The following is a 19,373-nucleotide window of genomic DNA, read 5'->3' as shown; positions in this document are numbered from 1 at the left end:
CTCGACCTGGCCTGCGACCTCTACGTGACCCCCCTCACGGACTGACCACACCAGATCCGAAAGTCAACCCCGAGAGACTTCCAGGCAAGGCCACTTAGCGCCCTGCTCAACAGGTCCGCCGCGTCCGCCCGTACAGCTGAGGCGGGTTCTCGGCCGGCTTGGGCGGGTTCTCGGCTGGCTTGGGCGGATCCTCGGCCGGCTTGGGCGGATCCTCGGACGCGATGCTGGAAGGCCAGGCGGGAGACGACGGTGGCCGCCTGATTGCACAACAGCACTGCCGCCGTCAGGGCGTCGGCCTGGGCCGCAGTGGGCGTGAGCCGCGCCACCATTCAGATGAAGAGCGTCGTGGAGAACCGGCCCCTGCCCCTGTGAGCCGCCCGGCCGCGCAAACTACGCATAAGCTTCTCTTTCATGACTCTGAGTGCAGTAAGGGGCGAAACCGCGTGACCGGCGCTGAAGACCGTGGCGTGAGAATCTCGCGGCGCGCACAGGCTGTCGCGCCGTTCTTCGCGATGGAGTTCGGCAAGCACGCCGCGGCGCTGGAGTCCCAGGGGCATCACGTCATCAAGCTCAGCATCGGCGAACCGGACTTCGGCGCGCCCCCGGCCGTACTCGACGCGATGCGCGAGGCCATGGACGGCAGGCCGATGCCCTACACGGCGGCACTCGGGCTGCCCGAGCTGAGGCAGGCGATCGCCCGGTTCTACCGTAACGAGCACGGCGTCGAGGTCGACCCTTCCCGGGTCGTCGTGACCGCGGGAGCCTCGGCCGCCTTGGTGCTGGCCACCGCGGCACTCGTCGACACGGGCGACGAGGTGCTGATCGCGGACCCGTCGTACCCCTGCAACCGGCAGATCGTCGAAAGCTTCGGCGCCCGTGTCACGCTCGTCCCCGCCACCGCCGAGACCCGCTTCCAGCTGGACGCGGCATTGGTGAAGGAGAACTGGACGGACCGGACCCGAGGGATCATGATCGCCACCCCGTCGAATCCGACGGGCACCTCGGTTCCGGCCGGCGAACTGGCCGCGATCTGCGAACTCGCCCGCGAGCGTGACGCGTGGCGCCTGGTCGACGAGATCTACCTCAATCTGAGCGACCACGACGAGCGGGGCCGGCCACCGCGGAGCGTGCTGTCGTTCGATCCCGGCGCCATCGTCATCAACAGCTTCTCGAAGTACTTCGGGATGACCGGCTGGCGACTCGGCTGGTGCGTCGTCCCGGAGATCCTCGTGCCGGCGATGGAACGCCTGGCCCAGAACTACTTCCTCTGCGCCTCCGCGCCCGCCCAGCACGCCGCTCTGGCCTGCTTCACCCCCGAGTCCCTGGCGGTCTGCGAGGCACGCCGCGTCGAGTTCGCCGAGCGGCGCGCGCTCGTCCTCGACGGGCTGGCGCGGATCGGGCTGCCGGTTCCCGTCCCGCCCGACGGCGCGTTCTACGTGTACTTCGACGTCGGCCGCACCGGGCTCACCTCCTGGCAGTTCTGCGAGCGCGCGCTGCGGGAGGCGCACGTCGCTCTCACGCCGGGCAGGGACTTCGGCGTCCACACGGCGGAGACCCACGTCCGGCTCTCGTACGCGGCACCGGCGGACGATCTTCGCGAAGGGCTCACCCGGCTCGGGAAGTTCGTGTCCACCCTTCAGTGAGGCGCGCGGCCGGCGAGCGACGCGTCACAGGTTGAAGGTGATGTCGTCTTGGTCGTCATGTTGAGGCCGTAGCTGCCGTAGGGTGGCGCGGTTGTCGACGTACGCCTGGTGGAACAGTTCGGGGTCGTGGGCGGCCAGTTCCCGGTACAGGTCGACCGCTTCCTGTGCCACCCGCAGCCGCTCGCCGTACTCACCTACCCGGTCCAGCGCGGCCGACAGGTTGCCCAGGGCTTCGCCGAGGACACGGCGGTGGGCGGGGTTGCCGTCCACCAGCTCACGGCACAGGCCGACCTCTTCCCGTGCCACCTGCAGCTGCTCGCGATGCTCACCCACGTGGTGCAGCGCGAACGACAGGTTGGCCAGGGCATCGGCGAGGTCGGACCGGTAAGCGGCGTTGCCGTCCATCAGCTCACGGCACAGGCCAACCTCTTCCCGCGCCACCCGCAACTGCTCGTCGTGCTCACCCACCCGGTACAACGCGACCGACAGGTGGCCCAGGGCTCGGCGGAGGGCGGGCCGACGACCGGGGTTGCCGTCCGCCAGATCGCGGCACAGGCCGACCGCTTCCCGCGCCACCCGCAACTGCTCGTCGTGCTCACCCACCCGGTTCAGCGCGGTCGTGCATTCGATCAGGGCCTCGGCGAGGTCGAATCGGTGGGCGGCGTTGCCGTCCGCCAGATCGCGGCACAGGCCGACCACTTCCCGCGCCACCCGCAACTGCTCGCGATGCTCACCCACCCGGTTCAGCGCGGCCGACAGGTGGATCAGGGCGTGGGCAAGGGTGGGCCGGAGGGCAGGGTCGCCGTCCGCCAGCTCACGGCACAGGCCGACCGCTTCCCGCGCCACCTCTAACTGCTCGCGATGCTCACCCGCCCAGTGCAACGCGACCGCGAGCCTGATCAGTGATCGGCCGAAACCGGGTCGGTGGGTGAGGTCGTCGTCCGTCAGCCCGCGCCGCAGGTCGACCTCTTCCCGCGCCACCTGTAGCTGCTCGCGAGGGTTACCCGCGTGGTGCAACGCGACCGACAGGTTGCCCAGGGCTCGGCCGAGGTCGCGCCGATAAGCGGGGTCGCCGTCCGCCAGCTCACGGCACAGATCGACCGCTTCCCGCGCCGCCGACAGCTGTTCGCGAGGCTCACCCGCCCCGTTCAGCGCGACCGACAGGTTGCCCAGAGCCTCGGCGAGGTCGAATCGGCGGGCGGGGGTGCCGTCCGCCAGCCCGCGCCGCAGGCCGGCCGCTTCCCGTGTCACCAGCACCTGCTCCCTGTGCTCACCCACCCTCTCCAGCGCGGCCGCGAGGTCGGTCAGGGCGTCGGCGAGTTCAGACGGGGTGCCGGTGACGCGGGTGTCATGCAGGCGGTGGCGGGCCAGCGTGAGGGCGCAGCGGGGCAAGGCGTACGCGGGGGTGAGCCGCAGCAGCCGGGTGGTGGTGTCGGTGTCGAGGTCGGCGGCGGCAAGAGCGGTGGCGGTGGTGTGGTCCAGCTCGCGACGGTTCGTGGCGGTGGTGAGGGCGGCGTAGATGGCGTGGCGGGCCAGCCGTACCGGGTCGCCGCCCAGCAGTTGCTCGAACAGCAGCCGGGCGGGTGGGTGATGTTCGCCGGCGCGGGCCAGCAGGGTCAGGATCCGGGCGGCCTGCTCCTCGGTCGGGTCGTTCAGCAGGTGGCGGGCGAAATGGCGGTCGCCCTCCGTACGGGTCAGGCTGGTGGTGATGAACCAGTCGGCCAGCAGGTTCGGGCCGATCCGCACTCCCGCCCCCGCGGCGGGCGGGTAGAGGGAGTGAGCCCAGCGGACCAGGTTGGTGACCCGTTCGGTGGGGGCGTCGGCCAGTTCCGGGACGCGCCTCAGCACCCCGATGGCCTCCGGCTCGTCGGCGGGGGCGAACAGGGCCAGGGCGGCGATGATCCGGGCCAGCAGCACGTCGGTGACCGGGCCGACCGCCCACCGGTCCAGTGCGGCGGTGCCGCGCCACCAGCGTGCCTCGTGCTCGAACAGCACCCCGGCGACCTCGTCCAGGGGCGCGGGTGAGCCGGTCGGCGCGGCTCGGCGTAACACCGTCACCATCGCCTGGGTCAGCACCTCGACCATGGTCTGGCCCTCCCGGACCGGCGCGATCGTGTCCGAGACCGGGGGCGCCGGCGTCGCCCGCGCGGCCGCGAACGCGCCTACGGCCTCGCCGTACCAGCGGATCAGGTCAGAGGTCTCCCCCAGCGGCAGCAGCGACATCACCGGGGCGTTCTTCACCGTCAGGGCGTGTTGTTCGGGGAGGTGAGCTTGTAGCGCCTGGCCGAGTTCGACGCCGTGCCGGGCGATCAGCACCACCCGCAGCCGGGCCCGCCCCTCGTAGCGCGCCAGTGCGCCCAGCAGGCTCGCCAGGTCGGTCCGGGTGTCGGCGTTGTCGACCAGGACCAGTACCCGAGAGTCGGCCACCGCCGCGGCCGCGTCGACCAGGTCGGCGGCCTTGCCCTCGCGCAGCCAGCCGGCCACCCACCCGTCCGCGACGACCTCCTGGGCGGCCCGTAACGCCAGCCGGGTCTTGCCGCACCCGCCCGGCCCGTCCACCACCAGCAGCCCCGGCATCGCCTCCTCCTGACACCAGGCCCACAACCAGTCCCGCTCGCCGCGCCGCCCCCAGAACGGGGTGGGGCACGAGTGCGGCAGCAGCAGCTCGAACACGCTGCGCTCTCCGCCGGCCGGGCCCTGCGGGTGGTGGATCAGCGGGTCCAGAACCAAGCGCAGCGCCTCGATGGCCGCGGCGGCGCTCTCGGCTCGGGTCAGCACCACGCCGAAGTACGATCCGCTGGCACCGGCCAACGCGGCCGCCACGACCGCGATCAGCGCCCGCCCCACCAGCGGCCACTCCCCCGGCACCACCAAGGGCAGCACCCCGGCACCGATGCTGGCCACCGCGCCCAGCACCCACGGGTTCTTCAGCCGGCTGAGCGTCTTCAGCCTTGCCGGGTTCTTGAGCCCACGCCCCATCACACCAGCATCCGCGCTCGCCTGCCCTCTATGCCAGGGCCTCACCAAGACGAGCCTCAGCAAAATAAGCCTCAGCAAAATAAGCCTCAGCGAAATAAGAAGGGCGACGCCTGTGCGGCGTCGCCCAACGTACTGGCCCGTTCAGCCTGGTATCACGCGCCGATCGCGTGGGCGCCGCCGTCCACGTGGACGATCTCGCCCGTGGTGGCGGGGAACCAGTCGGACATCAGCGCCACGCACGCCTTGGCGGCGGGAACAGTGTCGGACAGGTCCCAGCCCAGCGGGGCGCGCTCCGGCCAGCTTTCCTCGAACTCCTTGAAGCCCGGGATCGACTTGGCCGCCATCGTGCGCAGCGGCCCGGCGGCGACGAGGTTGACGCGGATGTTCTGCTTGGCCAGGTCGCGGGCGAGATAGCGGTTGCACGACTCCAGGCCCGCCTTGGCGACGCCCATCCAGTCGTAGACCGGCCACGCCTTGCTCGCGTCGAAGTCGAGGCCGACGACCGCGCCGCCCTCCTTCATCAGCGGCAGGCAGGCCACGGCCAGCGACTTGTAGGAGTAGGTCGAGATGTGCAGGGCCGTGGCGACGTCTTCCCAGGTGGTGTTGAGGAAGTTGCCGCCGAGGGCGCTCTGCGGGGCGAAGCCGATGGAGTGGACGACGCCGTCGAGGCCGTCGACGTGCTCGCCGACCCGGTCGGCCAGCGTGTCGAGGTGCTCGGTGTTCTGGACGTCGAGCTCGATCACCGGCGGCGTCTCGGGCAGCCGCTTGGCGATGCGCTCGACCAGGCTCAACCGGCCGAACCCGGTGAGCACCACAGTGGCGCCCTCCTCCTGGGCCAGCTTGGCCACCGAGAACGCGATCGACGCGTCGGTGAGCACGCCGGTCACCAGGATCCGCTTGCCTTGGAGAATTCCCACGTCAGTGCCCCATTCCGAGTCCGCCGTCGACCGGGATCACGGCCCCGGTGATGTAAGAGGCGTCGTCACTGGCCAGGAAGCGGACGACGCGCGCGACCTCGCTCGGCGACGCCTGGCGCCCGAGCGGGATGTTCTTGGTGATGGCCTCGACGTCGAGGTCGGCCGTCATGTCGGTGGCGACGAAGCCGGGCGAGACCACGTTGACGGTGATGCCGCGCGAACCGTACTCGCGCGCCATGGACCGGCCGAAGCCGATGAGGCCCGCCTTGGAGGCGGCGTAGTTGGTCTGGCCCGCCGAGCCGGACAGGGCGACGACGGAGGAGACGAGGATGACCCGGCCGCGCTTGAGCTTCATCATGGGCCTGATGGCCCGCTTGGCCACGCGGTAGGCGCCGGTCAGGTTGGCGTCGATGACGTCGGTGAAGGTCTCCTCCTTCATCATCGCCAGCAGCGTGTCCTTGGTGACGCCGGCGTTGGCGACCAGCACCTCGACCGGCCCCTGCTCGGCCTCGACCTTGTCGAAGGCGGCTTCCACGTCGGACATGCTGGTCACGTCGCACTTGACGCCGAACAGCCCCTCCGGCGGCTCTCCCGATCGATAGGTGACCGCGACGGCGTCGCCGGCCGCGGCTAGTTCACGGGCGATCGCGAGGCCGATGCCGCGATTGCCTCCGGTGACGAGTACAGAGCGTGCCATGACACCTGACGCTATCTCCTACCGGCGGGTATCCACTTGTCCGGGGGATACAAGATCGCAGGGTTAGGATCGTGGACATGCGCCAGATCGATTCCGATTTCCTGGAGCTGCCGATGCGGCAGCTGGCGGACGCCGCCCTGCAACGCGCTCGTGACCTGGGCGCCGAGCATGCCGACTTCCGGTTGGAACGCGTGAGAGCCGAGTCGCTCAGCCTCTACGACGCCCGGCTCGAAGGAGCCATGGACGCCGACGACCTCGGCTACGCGGTCCGCGTCGTCAAGGGCGGCACGTGGGGCTTCGCCGCAGGCATCCATCTCACGCCCGAGGCGGCCGCGAAGGTGGCCGAGCAGGCCATCCGGGTGGCCGAGGTGAGCGCCCCGATCAACCGGGAGCCCATCGAGCTGGCCCCCGAGCCGGTCCACTCCGAGGTGGTGTGGGTCTCCGCCTACGACGTCGACCCGTTCGAGGTGCCGTCGGCGGAGAAGGTGGCGCTGCTGGCCGACTGGTCGGCCGGGCTGCTCAAGGGCGCCGACCACGTCTCGGCCCGGCTGCTGCAGGTCAAGGAGCAGAAGTTCTACGCCGACACGGCGGGCACGGTCACCACGCAGCAGCGCGTACGGGTGCATCCCAAGCTCAACGCGATGAAGGCGGCCAACGGCGGATTCGACGACATGTCGACGATCGCGCCTCCGGTCGGCCGCGGCTACGAATACCTGACGGGCACCGGCTGGGACTGGGCCGATGAGCTGGCCCAGCTGCCCGGGCTGCTGGCGGAGAAGCTGGCCGCGCCCTCGGTGGAGGCGGGCGACCACGACCTGGTGATCGACCCGTCCAACCTGTGGCTGACCATCCACGAGTCGATCGGGCACGCCACCGAGCTCGACCGGGCGCTCGGCTACGAGGCCGCCTACGCGGGCACCAGCTTCGCCACCTTCGACCAGCTCAACGAGCTCGTCTACGGCTCGCCGGTGATGAACGTGACCGGCGACAGGACCGTCACCCACGGCCTGGCCACGATCGGCTTCGACGACGAGGGCGTGCAGGGGCAGAGCTTCGACATCGTCAGGGACGGCATCCTGGTCGGCTACCAGCTCGACCGGCGGATGGCGCTGATGAAGGGGTTCGGGCGGTCCAACGGGTGCGCGTTCGCCGACTCGCCGGGGCACATGCCGATCCAGCGGATGGCCAACGTCTCGCTGGCCGCCGCGCCTGACGGGCCGTCGACCGAGGAGCTCATCTCGCGGGTCGAGCGGGGCCTCTACATCGTCGGCGACAAGAGCTGGTCGATCGACATGCAGCGGTACAACTTCCAGTTCACCGGGCAGCGGGCCTATCGGATCTCGCACGGCCGGCTGGCCGGGCAGGTGCGCGACTTCGCCTACCAGGCGACCACGACGGACTTCTGGCAGTCGATGGAGGCCGTCGGCGGGCCGCAGACGTACGTGCTGGGCGGCGCCTTCAACTGCGGCAAGGGCCAGCCGGGCCAGGTCGCGCCGGTCAGCCATGGCTGCCCGTCCGGCCTGTTCAGGGGCGTACGGATCCTCAACACCGTGCAGGAGGGTGGAAAGTGAGCGAGCAGCGATCCGGGGCGGGCCATACCGGTCTGCCCGTTCAGATCTCTCCGCAGGACATGGTGGAGAAGGCTCTGGAGCTGTCCACCAACGATGGCTGCGTCGTGCTCGTGGACGAGGGGTCCACGGCCAACCTGCGGTTCGCGGGCAACACGCTCACGACCAACGGCGTGGCCCGCTCCGCCCGGCTGACCGTGATCTCGATCGCCGGCCAGGGCGTGGGCGTGGTCTCCCGTGCCGCCGTACGACCGGATCAGCTCGCCGACGTGGTGGCCGCTGCCGACCGGGCGGCGCGCGAGGCGCAGCCGGCCGAGGACGCGCGGCCGCTGGTCGAGGGCCTGCCGGCGAGCGCCTCGTGGGCCGAGCCGGTGACCCCGACCGACATCGGGGTGTTCGAACGGTTCGCGCCCGCGCTCGGCGACGCGTTCGCCGCCGCGGAGGCGGGCGGCAGGAGGCTGTACGGCTTCGCGGAGCACTCACTGACCTCGACGTTCCTCGGCACCTCCAGCGGGCTGCGGCTGCGCCACGACCAGCCGTCCGGGCGGCTGGAGCTCAACGCCAAGTCGGCCGACCTGAAGCGCTCGGCATGGACGGGCGTGAGCACCCGCGACTTCTCCGACGTGGACGTGGCGGCGCTCGACGCGTCGCTGGCGCAGCGGCTGGAGTGGGCCAAGACCCGGGTGGACCTGCCCGCGGGCCGCTACGAGACGCTGCTGCCGCCGAGCGCGGTGGCCGACCTGATGGTCTACGCGTACTGGTCCGCGGGCGCCAGGGACGCGCTGGACGGCCGCTCGGTGTTCGCCAAGCCGGGTGGCGGCACCCGGGTCGGCGAGCGACTGGCCACGCTGCCGGTGACGCTCGCCAGCGATCCGGCCGCACCGGGCATCGAGTGCGCGCCGTTCGTGGTCGCCCACGCCTCCAGCCGCGAGAGCTCGATCTTCGACAACGGCCTGCCGCTGTCGGCGACCGACTGGGTGCGGGACGGGCAGCTCACGGCACTGCGGCAGACGCGCCTCTCGGCCGAGCTCAGCGGGCTGCCGGTCACGCCCTCGATCGACAACCTGATCGTGCGGGCCCCCGGCGACGGGCGCTCGCTGACGGAGATGATCGCCGACACCGAGCGCGGCCTGCTGCTCACGTGCCTGTGGTACATCCGCGAGGTCGATCCGCAGACGCTGCTGGTGACCGGGCTCACCCGTGACGGGGTCTACCTGGTCGAGCACGGCGAGGTCGTGGGCGAGGTGAACAACTTCCGCTTCAACGAGAGCCCGGTCGACCTGCTGGGGCGGGTCTCGGAGGTGGGTGCCAGCGAGCAGACGCTGCCGCGCGAGTGGGGCGACTACTTCAGCCGTACCGTGATGCCCGCCATCAGGGTGCCGGACTTCAACATGTCCACGGTCAGCCAGGCGAGCTGACCCTTTCGCCGTAGCACTGGCTCATGAGCGCGTCCAGGTCACCTGGGCGCGCTCATGGCCGTTTCAGCGCTCTGCTCGGGGCCGTCAGGCGTCCTCGAGGCGGAAGCCCACCTTCATGCCGACCTGGAAGTGCGCCACCTCGCCCGCGTCGATGTGCCCGCGTACCTCTGTCACCTCGAACCAGTCGAGGTGCCGCAGCGTCTCCGACGCGCGTCTGATCCCGTTGCGGATGGCCTGGTCGATGCTCTCACCCGACGTGCCGACGATCTCGGTCACCCGGTACGTACGATCCGTCATCTCCACACTCCTTACTCGAAGGCCATGATCGCATGACCGCTGCCGCCGCCCCTGGTCGCTGTCGCGGGCGGCGCACCCGGGGTCTACCGTGGATGTCATGAAGGGGTGGCGCAAGAAGCAGGACGTCCACCAGGTCACGGACGCGAAACCGTCGCTGAGCTCGGACATCCACCGGCGGGAGATCAGCTACCTCATCAAGATGGGGATCCGCACGCTGTGCCTGATCCTGGCCGTGGTCGTCCCGGTGCCCGTGCCGTACCGGCTGCTGTTCATCGCCGCGGCCGTCTTTTTGCCATACATAGCCGTAATCGGGGCCAATGAGAGGGGCAGGGATGCCCCTCCCCCTACCTTTCACACACCGGAAGCTAACCAAAGCGAGATACCAAGGCATCGACGCGAGATCGGGTCGTGACTAAGTCTTGACGCATCCCATGGGTTGTAGGTGTACGCTTTAGGCAAGCGCTCCGGTCCCCCGTCGGAGTGCTGGTGCCGGCGTTCCGGGCCCCCGTCGGAACGCCGATGAAGCGACGCCGGGTGGTTTGCCCCCGTAACCACCCGGCGTCGCCCTTTTCCTGGGGAAACTCTCACTCGGACGATCAGTCCAATGCCCCGGAACCCGGTTGGGTAGGGCCGCTTTCCCAAAATCGTTTACGCTCTCTGCCGCTCATTATTCGCAGAAAATTGGCAACTTTGAGCATGGCTTGACACCAACAGTTCGTTGGGGTGTCAACTCTCGGTCAGCGTCTCGGTCGTGGCCGCGCCCCAGTTCTTGGCGAGCGCGGTAATCCGGGCGACGGCGTCCTCGGGCGCGGTGCCGGCGCCCTCGGCGAGCCCCAGCAGATAGGCGGTCAGCGGCGCGGCGGGCCTGGCGACGCCGTGCGCCACCTCCTTGGTCAGGTCCAGGATCAGGTCCCGGTCGACGCGGGCCGGGTCGATGCCCAGCTCCTCGCAGGCCAGGGCGGTCCACTCGTTCAGCACGTTCATGCGAGCCTCCTCTAGATCGTCCATTGTGTCGCAGTCGAACCACGCCCGGCCGGACAGCGCGACGCGCGCGCGGATGAGCGGGCCGAGCAGCCCTTTCAGTGAGCGCCCGGTGTAGCCGTCCAGCGCTCGACGCAGTGTTTCGGCAGGCCACAGGCTCAGCAACCACTGCTCCCGCCCGCCGTCGTCCAGCGCCACCACCCCGCCACCGACGCTCCCGACGTCCAGGCCACTGACGGCGGCCGCGCCTTCGCCGCTGGTGCCCGCCGCGCGAGCCGAGGCACGGAGCAGTTCGGCGACGTGTCCGGCTCTGAGGTACGGGAGATCTCCGGCGAGCAGCACCACCCGTGGCGCCGTGACCTCGCGCAGCCCGGCCCGCAACGCCGGAACGGGCCCGCCGCCCGGCGGATCCTCCCGCGCGAAGAACACCCCTGGCAGCGGGCGTTCGGGGCCGACCACGATCACCCTGCGGGCTCCGGCGGCCGCCAGGACGACGCTCTCGATCATCGCCCGCGCCCCGACACTCAGGCCGGGCTTGTCCACGCCGCCCAGCCGCCGCGCCTGTCCCCCGGCCAGGATGACCGCGTCGTACTCTCCGCCGATCGTCACGCCCCCACGGTACGCACCCCGGCCACGGCTCTCGGCCGGCGGGGCAGCGCCCGCACCGCGTACGGATACGGGCAATGCACGGCTAAGAGGGTTAGCCGCCGATCGCCGACATCGGGCGGGACGGCTGGAGGAAGGACGGGTCGTCGATGCCGTGCCCGGCGCGCTTGCGCGATACGGCGGCGATCCAGCGAGCGGCGAGTTCCTCGTCGGAGGCGCCGGCCCGCAGGGGCGTCTTCAGGTCGGACTCCTCGGTGGCGAACAGGCAGTTGCGGATCTGGCCGTCGGCGGTCAGCCGTACGCGGTCGCAGGCGCCGCAGAACGGGCGCGTCACCGACCCGATCACGCCCACCCGGGCGGGGCCGCCGTCCACCAGGAAGCGCTCGGCCGGGGCGCTGCCGCGATCCTCGAGATCGTCGGCCGTGAGGTCGAACGAGGCCGACAGCATCGCGAGGATCTCGTCGGCGGTCACCATGTTCTCGCGGCTCCAGCCGTGCTGGGCGTCGAGCGGCATCTGCTCGATGAAGCGTAGTTCGTAGCCCTGTTCGAGGCAGTAGCGCAGCAGCGGCACGGCCTCGTGGTCGTTGATGTCGCGCATCAGGACCGTGTTGACCTTGACGGGACGCAGGCCCGCCTCGTGGGCGGCGCTGAGCCCGGCGATGACGTCGTCGAACCTGTCGCGGTGCGCGAGCCGCTTGAAGGTGTCGCGGTCGAGGGTGTCGAGGGAGACGTTCACCCGGTCGAGGCCCGCTTCGACGAGCACTCCGGCCAGCCGGGCCAGCCCGATGCCGTTGGTCGTCAGCGACACCTGCGGCCTGGGTTCGAGCGCCACGGTGCGGCCGACGATGTCGGGCAGCTCGCGGCGCAGCAGCGGCTCGCCGCCGGTGTAGCGGACCTCGGTGATCCCCAGCCGCTCGACGCCGATCGTGACCAGCCTGACGATCTCGTCGGCCGTGAGGAGCTGGGCGTTGGGCAGCCAGTCGAGCCCTTCGGGCGGCATGCAGTAGGTGCAGCGCAGGTTGCACTTGTCCGTGAGGGACACCCGCAGATCCGTCGCCACCCGTCCGAACGAGTCTCGCAACATGGCGTCACCTCCAATCCGTCGCCAGAGCCCAGCCTATGCCGGTCTTCCAGCCGCTCCCAAACCCGACAACTCACCGGACGACAACGCGGTTCGCGATCAGGTGATTCCTCACTGAGCGTTCCGGAACTCGGCGGCGTGGCGGGTGATGTGTTCGATGTCCGTCAGGTAGAGGTCGGCGTGCCCGTCGGCCAGGTGGGCGGCGAACGCCTCGTTGCCGGCCGCCGCCTGCCGCCGCATGTGATCCACCATCGCCCGCAGCCGTTCGGCCGCCATTTCGGGCAGCGCCGTACGCTCGGCGCCGGAAAGGCCATAGGCGTCGGCGAGCAGCCGGAGCCGCCTGGCCTGCTCGGTCACCGGCGTCACGGCCTCGCCGTTGCCGACGGCCGTGAGTGGGACGAACCGGTAGGCGGCGTAGGCGACGTCCCACAGGCGCGGCCCGGGATGGGCGGTGTCGAAGTCGATGAGCGCCACCGGCAGGCCGTCGCGGTAGACGCAGTTGTAGGGCGCGATGTCGCTGTGGCAGACGACCTCGGCCGGCTCGCGCGCCGGGAAGTACCACTCGGCGTCCGGTGCCGCGAAGCCGGTGGTGGCGTCGTGATAGGCCCGCATGAGTACGGCCAGAGCCTCCAGCGCGGCGTCGCTCCAGGCGTAGGCGGGCACCGGGTAGTGCGCCACGTCGCCCGGGACGAAGTCGAGGATCTCCCGGCCGGCCTCGTCCAGCCCGTACGCGCGGGGCGCCCCGTCGAACCCGGCGGCGGCCAGGTGATCCAGCAGACGGTGTACGGCCGGCGTCCAGGGACCGGTCGGCCGCCGGACGGTGTTCCCGACCCGGACGACCGTGTTGACCCCGCCACCCGCCAACGGCTCTTCGATCATCCGCGGGACTCTACGCCATCACCGGTTGAGCCATGCGCCTGCCTGGGTGGCGCGCACCTAGGAACAGCGCTGCCTGTCAGCGGACAGAGACGGGCGGAAGACTGACAAAGGAACAGAGAACCGACGAGGGGGGATCCGATGTCCGACGTGAACGTGGTCGGCATGTGGGTGACGGCCGACGGCCACATCCGGCAGGAGCTTCTGCCGGACGGGCGCTACGACGAGGCCCGCGGCGACCGGCGCAGCGCCTACACCGGCCGCTACACCGTGACGGGCGCCCATCTGGACTATGTGGACGACACCGGGTTCACCGCGACAGGCGACATCCGCGACGGCGTCCTCTACCACGAGCACCTGGTGCTCTACCGGGAGGAGCCACATTCCGGAAAAAGCGCCCCGAAAGCCTAAAGACCAGAAATGCCCGGCCCCCGTAACGGGGGCCGGGCATTTCTCAAGCCGCGTGCGGTCAGTAACGGCGGCCGACGACCTTCACCCAGTCGGTGGCCTGCGAGCCGTCGAGCCACTCGGCGCCCTCGAAGACCGCCTTCCAGGTGCCCGAGGTGTAGGCCGGGACGCGGGTGGAGAAGTAGCCGTCACGGCTGGTCCGGACCGACTGCACGTACTCCCACCGGCCGCTGCCGTCGGCCTTGAAGAGGATCGAGATCCGCTTCCAGCCGAGGCGGTGCCACGACTCCGACTCCTTGCAGTAGTCGGCGTGGTGGACGGACACGAAGCCGCTGATGTAGTCCTCTTCGCACTGCACCGACAGCTTGCCCTCGAGGTTGAGGGGCTTGCCGCGCCAGGCTGGTTCGGGGTTGGCGTCGAACTGCAGGGCGGTGTGACCACCGTCGGGCTCGGGATCCGCCAGCGCCGGAGTGGCGGCGGTCGCCACGACCGTGGCGCCCAGAGCAGCCGCAGCCAGTCCGGCGGCGAGACGTCGCATCATGAATGAACTTCCTTCCCCGTGTGGAGAACGCGCCCCAAGGACAGGGCACGTCAACACCATTGACGCGGTTGGGAAAGGAAAAGTTGCGAAAGCCCCGATAACCATCTTGCAACGACAATTCACCCGACGGGCTTTATGGCACCGTTTTTAGGTGTTTATCCCGCTTTCATGGATTTTCGAGACCTTTGGGGCGTAATGGTCGGTTCCCAGGTAGCGGGCTCGCCAGTAGCCGCCGGGGCGTCCCCGCACCGTCCTGCCGAAGTCGCCCGTCTCGCCGGTGGTCGCGATCGCCACCCGCTCCCAGGTGTCCTCGGCCTCCGCGCGCCACAGGATCTCCACCTGCTGGTCGGCGAACGGTGCGTAGTCCTCGTAGCCGCGCGGGTCCACCCTGGTCAGGGAGCCGCGCAGCCGTACGGAGTCGGCTCCGCCCGCCTTCTCCGCCCGTACGGACGACATCTTGGTCTCCCGCTTGAGCTGGAACGTCTGGTTGCGCGTCACGCTCTGCCCGTCGTCACCCGTCGCGGTGGCGGTGATCGTCCAGGTGCCCGACGGGTAGAAGCGGGTGAGGACCTTGTCGGGCATGAACCGCCAGGTCTGCCAGCCGTCCAGCATCCGCATCCCGACCGGCACCGTCCGCCACTCCGGCATGAACGGCAGCGCGGGCTCCACGGTGATGGGCCGCGGCTGTGGCCGCCTGGCCGACGCCCAGATGTCCGGGCCGAACCAGGCCGGCCACCCCTCCCCGACCGGCCGCGCCCCGCTGTCCACGGCCTGGGCGGGATCCACGACGGCCGCTCCGCCCGGAGCGGTGACGCGCAAGGCGCCTCGGTGCCCGACGAGTCCCGGGCGCGGAGCCGCCGTACCACGCCGGGCCGCCCCTGTCGGACCGGGCGCGAGCACCCCGGTGCCCGTGGAGGGGGCGGGAGGCGTACCGGGGACCGATGGTACGGCGCCGACGGGTGATCCGCCGGTGATGGGCGTCTGGCCCGTGGCGCCGGGCGTGGAGCCGGGCTCCACCTTGATGGTCACCCCGTCCCTGCCCTTCACCCCCTTGGCGACCACGTCGATCACCAGGCGGACGGTGTTCCCGGCTCCGACGACGGGGCTTGCGGGCCTGATGTTGATCTCACGAATGGCGAGCTCGGTCGCTGCGGAGGACGCCGGTATGGGCACCGCGAGGGCCCCCGCCGCGAGCGAGACGAGAAGAAGACTTCTGGTCATGATCGAGACGCTAGGAAGCACCCGGTAATGACCAGGACCACGACGCACGCCCCGAACGGCAAAGGATCAGCCGGAGTACAGGCCCTCGATGACGTCGGCGTACTTGGCGTGGATGACCCGCCTCTTGAGCTTCAGGCTGGGCGTCAGCTCCTCGGTCTCGGCCGTCCACTCGGTGCCGAGCAGCGCCCACCGCTTGACCTGCTGCACCCTGGCCAGTTTGGCGTTGGCCACCACGACGGCGGCCTCCACCTCCTTGAGCACGGCGGGGTGCTCGGCCAGTTCGGCGAGCGAGCCGAAGGTGATGCCGCGCGCCTGAGCCCAGCCGGGCGCCACCTCGGCGTCGAGCGTCAGCACGGCCACCGGGTAGGCCCGGTTGTCGCCATAGGCGAGGGCCTGGCCGATGAGGGGGTGCTCCTTGAGGTGGTTCTCGATCTCGGCCGGGGAGATGTTCTCGCCGCCGGCGGTGATGATCAGCTCCTTCTTGCGGTCGACGACCCGGTAGAAGCCGTCGTCGTCGACCGAGCCGATGTCGCCGGTGTGCAGCCAGCCGTCGTCGTCGATCAGCTGGGCGGTGTCCTCGGGACGGTTGTGGTAGCCGCGGGTGTTGAGGGGGCTTCGGGTGAGGATCTCGCCGTCCTCGGCGATGCGGACCTCGACGCCCGGCTCCGCCCGACCGACGGTGCCCAGGCGGTAGCAGGAGGGGCTGTTGCCGGTGAAGGCGCCGGTCGTCTCCGTCATGCCGTACACGTCGATGACCTTGAGCCCGAGACCGGCGTAGAAGCGCTGCACCTCGGCGGGGAGCGGCGCGGCGCCCGTGGCGGTCCACCCGGCGCGGTCGAAGCCGATCATGCCGCGGATGACGGACAGCAGCGAGGAGTCGGCCTGCTCGTAGGCGGCGGTGATCTCGGGGGTGAGCGTGCCGCCGTACTGGCCTGCCTCGACATAGGCGACGCCGGCGGCCATGGCCCGGCGTACGGCGTCCTGCTGCTCGTCGGTCTGGGTGGCGAGGACCGCCAGCAGGCGGGCCATCATCTTCTCCCACACGCGGGGCACGCCGAAGAACATCATCGGCTTGACCTGCCCGAGCGCGGCTCCGAGGTTGGCCAGGTCGGTGCAGAAGTGCACGTGGGAGACCTTCACCAGGGGCAGGTAGAGGCTGAGCACCCGCTCGGCGATGTGCGCGTAGGTGAGATAGGAGATCTGCGTGCCCTTGATGGGCAGCGAGGTGATGCGGTCGGTCGACTCGACCTCGTAGAAGACGTTCGCGTGGGTGAGGGGGACGCCCTTGGGCCGGCCGGTGGTGCCCGAGGTGTAGAGCACGGTGACCACGTCGTCCGCCGTCACGGCGCGCCAGCGGGCCTCGACCTCTTCCGGACGCGCGGCCAGCGCGGCGCGGCCCAGCTCCAGGAAGTCCGTCCAGGACAGGAACCGGTCGTCGTCGGGCGCGCCCTCCAGCATGATGATCTTGCGGAGTCCCGTCAGCCGATCGAGCACCGGCTGCCAGCGGGCCAGCTCGGCGGGGCCGCCGAGCACCGCGATCCGGGCGCTCACATCGGCGGCGACGAACGCGATCTGGTCGGGCGCGAAGGTCGAGTAGACGGTGCAGCCGACGCCGCCCGCGTGCACCGCGCCGAGGTCGGCGAGCACGTGCTCGCTCCTGTTGACCATCATCAGCGCGACGGATTCGCCGGGTTCGAGGCCGAGCGCGGCGTATCCGGCCGCTATCTCGAGCACCCGCTGCCTGGCCTCGCCGTAACTCAGCGTGTTCCAGCCGCCGTCGACGGGGTCGGAGTAGGCGGGCGCGTCAGGGTAACGCTCGGCCAGCTCGCTGAGCTGCCCGCATACCGTACGGCCGGCGATTAAACGGTCGATCTCCGCCCGGACTTCGAGGACATCTGCCATGGCACCCGCCTCCAGTCAGTAATCACTTGCTCAGCTGGGATGCATCGCACCACACCGCCGGGGTAGCGGCAAGACCTCGGCATCGTCGTCACGTAGAGTGATGGATCGCGCACAAAGGCGGGAGGGCGCATGGCCAAGGGCGAAAGGACGTTCTTCGGGCATCCGTGGGGCCTGGCGACGCTGTTCGGCACCGAGATGTGGGAGCGGTTCAGCTGGTACGGCCTGCGCGCCATCCTGGCCACCTTCATGGCGGCCTCGCCCGCCCAGCACGGCCTCGGCATGACCGAGCAGACCGCGCAGGCGGTGGTCGGCGTCTACGGCGCGCTGATCTACCTGGTGGCGCTGCCCGGCGGCTGGATCGCCGACCGAATGCTCGGCCCGCGCAGATCGGTCTTCCTGGGCGGCTTCATCATCATGTGCGGCCACATCAGCATGGCCCTCCCGGTCGGCGGGTCGTTCTTCGTCTGGCTCGGGCTGCTGCTGATCATCGCGGGCACCGGCCTGCTCAAGCCGAACATCTCGGTCATGGTCGGCCGGCTCTACCGCGACGAGGACGACGGGCGCAGGGACGCCGGGTTCTCGCTGTTCTACCTGGGCATCAACATCGGCGCCTTCCTCGCGCCGATCGTGGTGGGCGAGCTGGCCAAGGGTGGCCGCTGGCATCTGGGCTTCGGCGCGGCGGCGGTCGGCATGGCGCTCGGCCTGCTGCAGTACACACTGGGCAGGAAGAGCCTCAGGGGCGTCGGCGACGAGCCGGGCCTGCCGCTGACGCCGTCCGAACGGGCCAGGGCCGTCAAGCTCGTCTCGTTCGCGGTGGCGGTGACCGTGGTGGCCATGGCGATCTGGGTGGCGACGGGGACGTTCACGCTGTCCAGGCTCACGGTCGTGGTGACGGTCGTGGTGCTGGCGGTGCCGGTGTTCTACTTCGGCTACATCATGCTCGGCAGCCACGACCTGACCGAGGACGAACGGTTGCGGATGAAGGCCTACATCTGGCTCTTCGTGGCGGCCGCGATCTTCTGGATGATCTTCGACCTGGCGCCGAGCAAGCTGCTGTTCTTCGCCCAGCACAACACCGTCCTGTCGCTGTTCGGCATCCCCATCGAGGCGGCGACGACGCAGTCGTTCAACTCGCTGTTCATCCTGCTCCTGGTGCCGGTGTTCGCGGCGCTGTGGACGAAGCTGGGGACCCGGGTGAGCACGCCGCAGAAGTTCGCGTTCGCGCTGTTCATGGCGGGTCTGAGCTTCGTGGTCATGGCGCTGGCCGCCAAACTGGCCGAGACGGGCAAGATCTCGGTCTGGTGGCTGGTGCTGGTCTATCTGATCCAGGTGTTCGGCGAGCTGTCGCTGAGCCCGGTCGGGCTCTCGGTCACCAGCAAGCTGGCGCCGCGGGCGTTCAAGGGCCAGATGCTCGGCATCTGGTTCATCGCGGTGTCGGTGGGCGACGCGGTCGGCGGTCAGACCGGGCGGCTCAGCAACGTCATGTCCGAACCCGCGTACTACCTGCTCCTGGCCTCGACGGCGGTCGTGGCGGGAGTGGTGCTGCTGGTGTTCACCCGGCGGCTGCGGGTACTGATGGCGGAGCACCACACCAAGCCGCTCCGGTAGAAATCTCTCTCGTGTCGGAAATTCTCGATCTCGTAGGCATCTTCGTCTTCGCCCTGTCGGGCGCGCTGATGGGCGTACGCAAACGGCTCGACGTGGTGGGCATGGCGGTGATCGCCGAGATGACCGCGCTGGGCGGCGGCGTCGTGCGCGACCTGATCCTCAACGTCCGGCCCACCGCCTTCCAGAGCTCCGGGTACGTGCTCGTGCCGCTCGCGGCCACGGTCATCGTGTTCTTCTGGCATCCGCACGTGGCCAAGGTGATGCCCGCCATCCTGGTGCTCGACGCGGCGGGCCTCGGGCTGTTCTGCGCCGTGGGCACCGAGAAGGCGCTCGACTACGGGCTCGGCCCCCTGCACGCGGCCCTGCTCGGCGTCACGACCGCGATCGGCGGCGGCATGCTGCGCGACGTGCTGGCCGGCGAGATCCCGACGCTGCTGTACGACCGCCAGCTCTACGCGGTACCCGCGACGCTCGGCTCGGCGGTGATGGCCGCGCTCTACACGCACGATCTGCATGGCTGGCCCGCCACGCTGGCCGCCGCCGTGCTGGCCTTCGGCCTGCGCATCGCCGCGATGCGCTACAACTGGCGCGCCCCGCTGGCCAGGGGCGTCAAACCCCCGGAATAAGCCA

At 70.2% G+C, this 19,373-nt stretch carries 17 protein-coding genes; 7 read left to right on the top strand and 10 right to left on the bottom strand.

Annotated elements, in window-relative coordinates; genetic code table 11:
- Positions 1 to 467: 467 nt before the first annotated feature.
- Positions 468 to 1,643 (top strand): pyridoxal phosphate-dependent aminotransferase, encoded by a 1,176-nt coding sequence (locus AB0C30_RS52260; protein ID WP_357958568.1) that lies wholly within the window; start codon positions 468 to 470, stop codon positions 1,641 to 1,643.
- Between the two features lie 24 nt (positions 1,644 to 1,667).
- On the opposite strand, the gene AB0C30_RS52255 is transcribed toward AB0C30_RS52260, so the two are convergent.
- The 3 genes from AB0C30_RS52255 to fabG form a co-directional block, all read right to left on the bottom strand.
- On the bottom strand, positions 1,668 to 4,622 hold the full coding sequence (locus tag AB0C30_RS52255; RefSeq protein WP_357958566.1) for a hypothetical protein: 2,955 nt from the start codon (positions 4,620 to 4,622) through the stop codon (positions 1,668 to 1,670).
- 152 nt (positions 4,623 to 4,774) lie between these two features.
- On the bottom strand, positions 4,775 to 5,539 hold the full coding sequence (gene fabI / locus AB0C30_RS52250) for an enoyl-ACP reductase FabI (protein WP_357958563.1): 765 nt from the start codon (positions 5,537 to 5,539) through the stop codon (positions 4,775 to 4,777).
- A gap of 1 nt (position 5,540) precedes the next feature.
- Positions 5,541 to 6,236, bottom strand: a complete 696-nt coding sequence (gene fabG, locus AB0C30_RS52245) for a 3-oxoacyl-ACP reductase FabG (protein ID WP_357958560.1) — start codon at positions 6,234 to 6,236, stop codon at positions 5,541 to 5,543.
- A 77-nt stretch (positions 6,237 to 6,313) separates the two neighbouring features.
- On the opposite strand from fabG, the gene AB0C30_RS52240 reads away from it, so the two are divergent.
- Positions 6,314 to 7,807, top strand: coding sequence for a TldD/PmbA family protein (locus AB0C30_RS52240; protein WP_357958557.1), 1,494 nt, complete (start codon positions 6,314 to 6,316; stop codon positions 7,805 to 7,807).
- Between the two features lie 59 nt (positions 7,808 to 7,866).
- A complete protein-coding gene (locus AB0C30_RS52235) occupies positions 7,867 to 9,222 on the top strand; it encodes a metallopeptidase TldD-related protein (protein ID WP_357958584.1) in 1,356 nt (451 codons plus the stop codon).
- Positions 9,223 to 9,306: 84 nt separating this feature from the next.
- Here the strand turns inward: AB0C30_RS52235 and AB0C30_RS52230 are convergent, their stop codons facing one another.
- Entirely contained in the window at positions 9,307 to 9,519 is a 213-nt protein-coding gene (locus AB0C30_RS52230; RefSeq protein WP_225291326.1) for a dodecin, read from the bottom strand.
- Between the two features lie 97 nt (positions 9,520 to 9,616).
- Here AB0C30_RS52230 and AB0C30_RS52225 point away from each other — a divergent pair, with 97 nt between their 5' ends.
- Entirely contained in the window at positions 9,617 to 9,931 is a 315-nt protein-coding gene (locus AB0C30_RS52225; RefSeq protein ID WP_357958553.1) for a DUF3099 domain-containing protein, read from the top strand.
- Between the two features lie 314 nt (positions 9,932 to 10,245).
- Here the strand turns inward: AB0C30_RS52225 and AB0C30_RS52220 are convergent, their stop codons facing one another.
- The 3 genes from AB0C30_RS52220 to AB0C30_RS52210 form a co-directional block, all read right to left on the bottom strand.
- The gene (locus AB0C30_RS52220) at positions 10,246 to 11,109 is read right to left on the bottom strand and encodes a DUF6457 domain-containing protein (protein WP_357958550.1); all 864 of its coding nucleotides are present in this window, start codon (positions 11,107 to 11,109) and stop codon (positions 10,246 to 10,248) included.
- A 91-nt stretch (positions 11,110 to 11,200) separates the two neighbouring features.
- Positions 11,201 to 12,190, bottom strand: a complete 990-nt coding sequence (gene moaA / locus AB0C30_RS52215; protein WP_357958547.1) for a GTP 3',8-cyclase MoaA — start codon at positions 12,188 to 12,190, stop codon at positions 11,201 to 11,203.
- A gap of 108 nt (positions 12,191 to 12,298) precedes the next feature.
- A complete protein-coding gene (locus AB0C30_RS52210; protein ID WP_357958544.1) occupies positions 12,299 to 13,066 on the bottom strand; it encodes a phosphotransferase in 768 nt (255 codons plus the stop codon).
- Between the two features lie 138 nt (positions 13,067 to 13,204).
- Between AB0C30_RS52210 and AB0C30_RS52205 the strand changes: the two genes are divergently transcribed.
- The gene (locus tag AB0C30_RS52205) at positions 13,205 to 13,474 is read left to right on the top strand and encodes an Atu4866 domain-containing protein (protein ID WP_357958542.1); all 270 of its coding nucleotides are present in this window, start codon (positions 13,205 to 13,207) and stop codon (positions 13,472 to 13,474) included.
- Positions 13,475 to 13,532: 58 nt separating this feature from the next.
- On the opposite strand, the gene AB0C30_RS52200 is transcribed toward AB0C30_RS52205, so the two are convergent.
- From AB0C30_RS52200 to AB0C30_RS52190, 3 genes are all read right to left on the bottom strand, one after another.
- Positions 13,533 to 14,012: a hypothetical protein gene (locus AB0C30_RS52200; RefSeq protein ID WP_357958539.1), complete on the bottom strand. Its 480-nt coding sequence runs from the start codon at positions 14,010 to 14,012 to the stop codon at positions 13,533 to 13,535.
- A gap of 147 nt (positions 14,013 to 14,159) precedes the next feature.
- Positions 14,160 to 15,233, bottom strand: coding sequence for a hypothetical protein (locus tag AB0C30_RS52195; protein ID WP_357958538.1), 1,074 nt, complete (start codon positions 15,231 to 15,233; stop codon positions 14,160 to 14,162).
- Between the two features lie 66 nt (positions 15,234 to 15,299).
- On the bottom strand, positions 15,300 to 17,135 hold the full coding sequence (locus AB0C30_RS52190) for an AMP-dependent synthetase/ligase (protein WP_357958535.1): 1,836 nt from the start codon (positions 17,133 to 17,135) through the stop codon (positions 15,300 to 15,302).
- A gap of 129 nt (positions 17,136 to 17,264) precedes the next feature.
- On the opposite strand from AB0C30_RS52190, the gene AB0C30_RS52185 reads away from it, so the two are divergent.
- Complete coding sequence (locus AB0C30_RS52185) at positions 17,265 to 18,743, top strand: oligopeptide:H+ symporter (protein WP_357958533.1); 1,479 nt, start codon at positions 17,265 to 17,267, stop codon at positions 18,741 to 18,743.
- 11 nt (positions 18,744 to 18,754) lie between these two features.
- Positions 18,755 to 19,369 carry a trimeric intracellular cation channel family protein gene (locus AB0C30_RS52180; RefSeq protein WP_357958530.1) on the top strand — a complete coding sequence of 205 codons (615 nt, stop codon included), beginning with the start codon at positions 18,755 to 18,757 and terminating at the stop codon, positions 19,367 to 19,369.
- Positions 19,370 to 19,373: the final 4 nt, after the last annotated feature.

The sequence above is a fragment of the Nonomuraea sp. NPDC048901 genome (assembly GCF_040649695.1).
In the GTDB taxonomy this organism is placed as follows: Bacteria; Actinomycetota; Actinomycetes; order Streptosporangiales; family Streptosporangiaceae; genus Nonomuraea.
This window is presented reverse-complemented; position numbering and strand designations above follow the sequence as displayed.

Excerpts from the sequence above, each read along its gene's own strand:
- AB0C30_RS52255 (WP_357958566.1), bottom strand. The coding sequence starts at position 4,622 with ATGGGGCGTGGGCTCAAGAACCCGGCAAGGCTGAAGACGCTCAGCCGG.
- fabG (WP_357958560.1), bottom strand. The coding sequence starts at position 6,236 with ATGGCACGCTCTGTACTCGTCACCGGAGGCAATCGCGGCATCGGCCTC.
- AB0C30_RS52240 (WP_357958557.1), top strand. The coding sequence starts at position 6,314 with ATGCGCCAGATCGATTCCGATTTCCTGGAGCTGCCGATGCGGCAGCTG.
- AB0C30_RS52235 (WP_357958584.1), top strand. The coding sequence starts at position 7,867 with ATGGTGGAGAAGGCTCTGGAGCTGTCCACCAACGATGGCTGCGTCGTG.
- AB0C30_RS52230 (WP_225291326.1), bottom strand. The coding sequence starts at position 9,519 with ATGACGGATCGTACGTACCGGGTGACCGAGATCGTCGGCACGTCGGGT.
- AB0C30_RS52225 (WP_357958553.1), top strand. The coding sequence starts at position 9,617 with ATGAAGGGGTGGCGCAAGAAGCAGGACGTCCACCAGGTCACGGACGCG.
- moaA (WP_357958547.1), bottom strand. The coding sequence starts at position 12,190 with ATGTTGCGAGACTCGTTCGGACGGGTGGCGACGGATCTGCGGGTGTCC.
- AB0C30_RS52210 (WP_357958544.1), bottom strand. The coding sequence starts at position 13,066 with ATGATCGAAGAGCCGTTGGCGGGTGGCGGGGTCAACACGGTCGTCCGG.
- AB0C30_RS52205 (WP_357958542.1), top strand. The coding sequence starts at position 13,205 with ATGTCCGACGTGAACGTGGTCGGCATGTGGGTGACGGCCGACGGCCAC.
- AB0C30_RS52200 (WP_357958539.1), bottom strand. The coding sequence starts at position 14,012 with ATGATGCGACGTCTCGCCGCCGGACTGGCTGCGGCTGCTCTGGGCGCC.
- AB0C30_RS52195 (WP_357958538.1), bottom strand. The coding sequence starts at position 15,233 with ATGACCAGAAGTCTTCTTCTCGTCTCGCTCGCGGCGGGGGCCCTCGCG.
- AB0C30_RS52190 (WP_357958535.1), bottom strand. The coding sequence starts at position 17,135 with ATGGCAGATGTCCTCGAAGTCCGGGCGGAGATCGACCGTTTAATCGCC.
- AB0C30_RS52185 (WP_357958533.1), top strand. The coding sequence starts at position 17,265 with ATGGCCAAGGGCGAAAGGACGTTCTTCGGGCATCCGTGGGGCCTGGCG.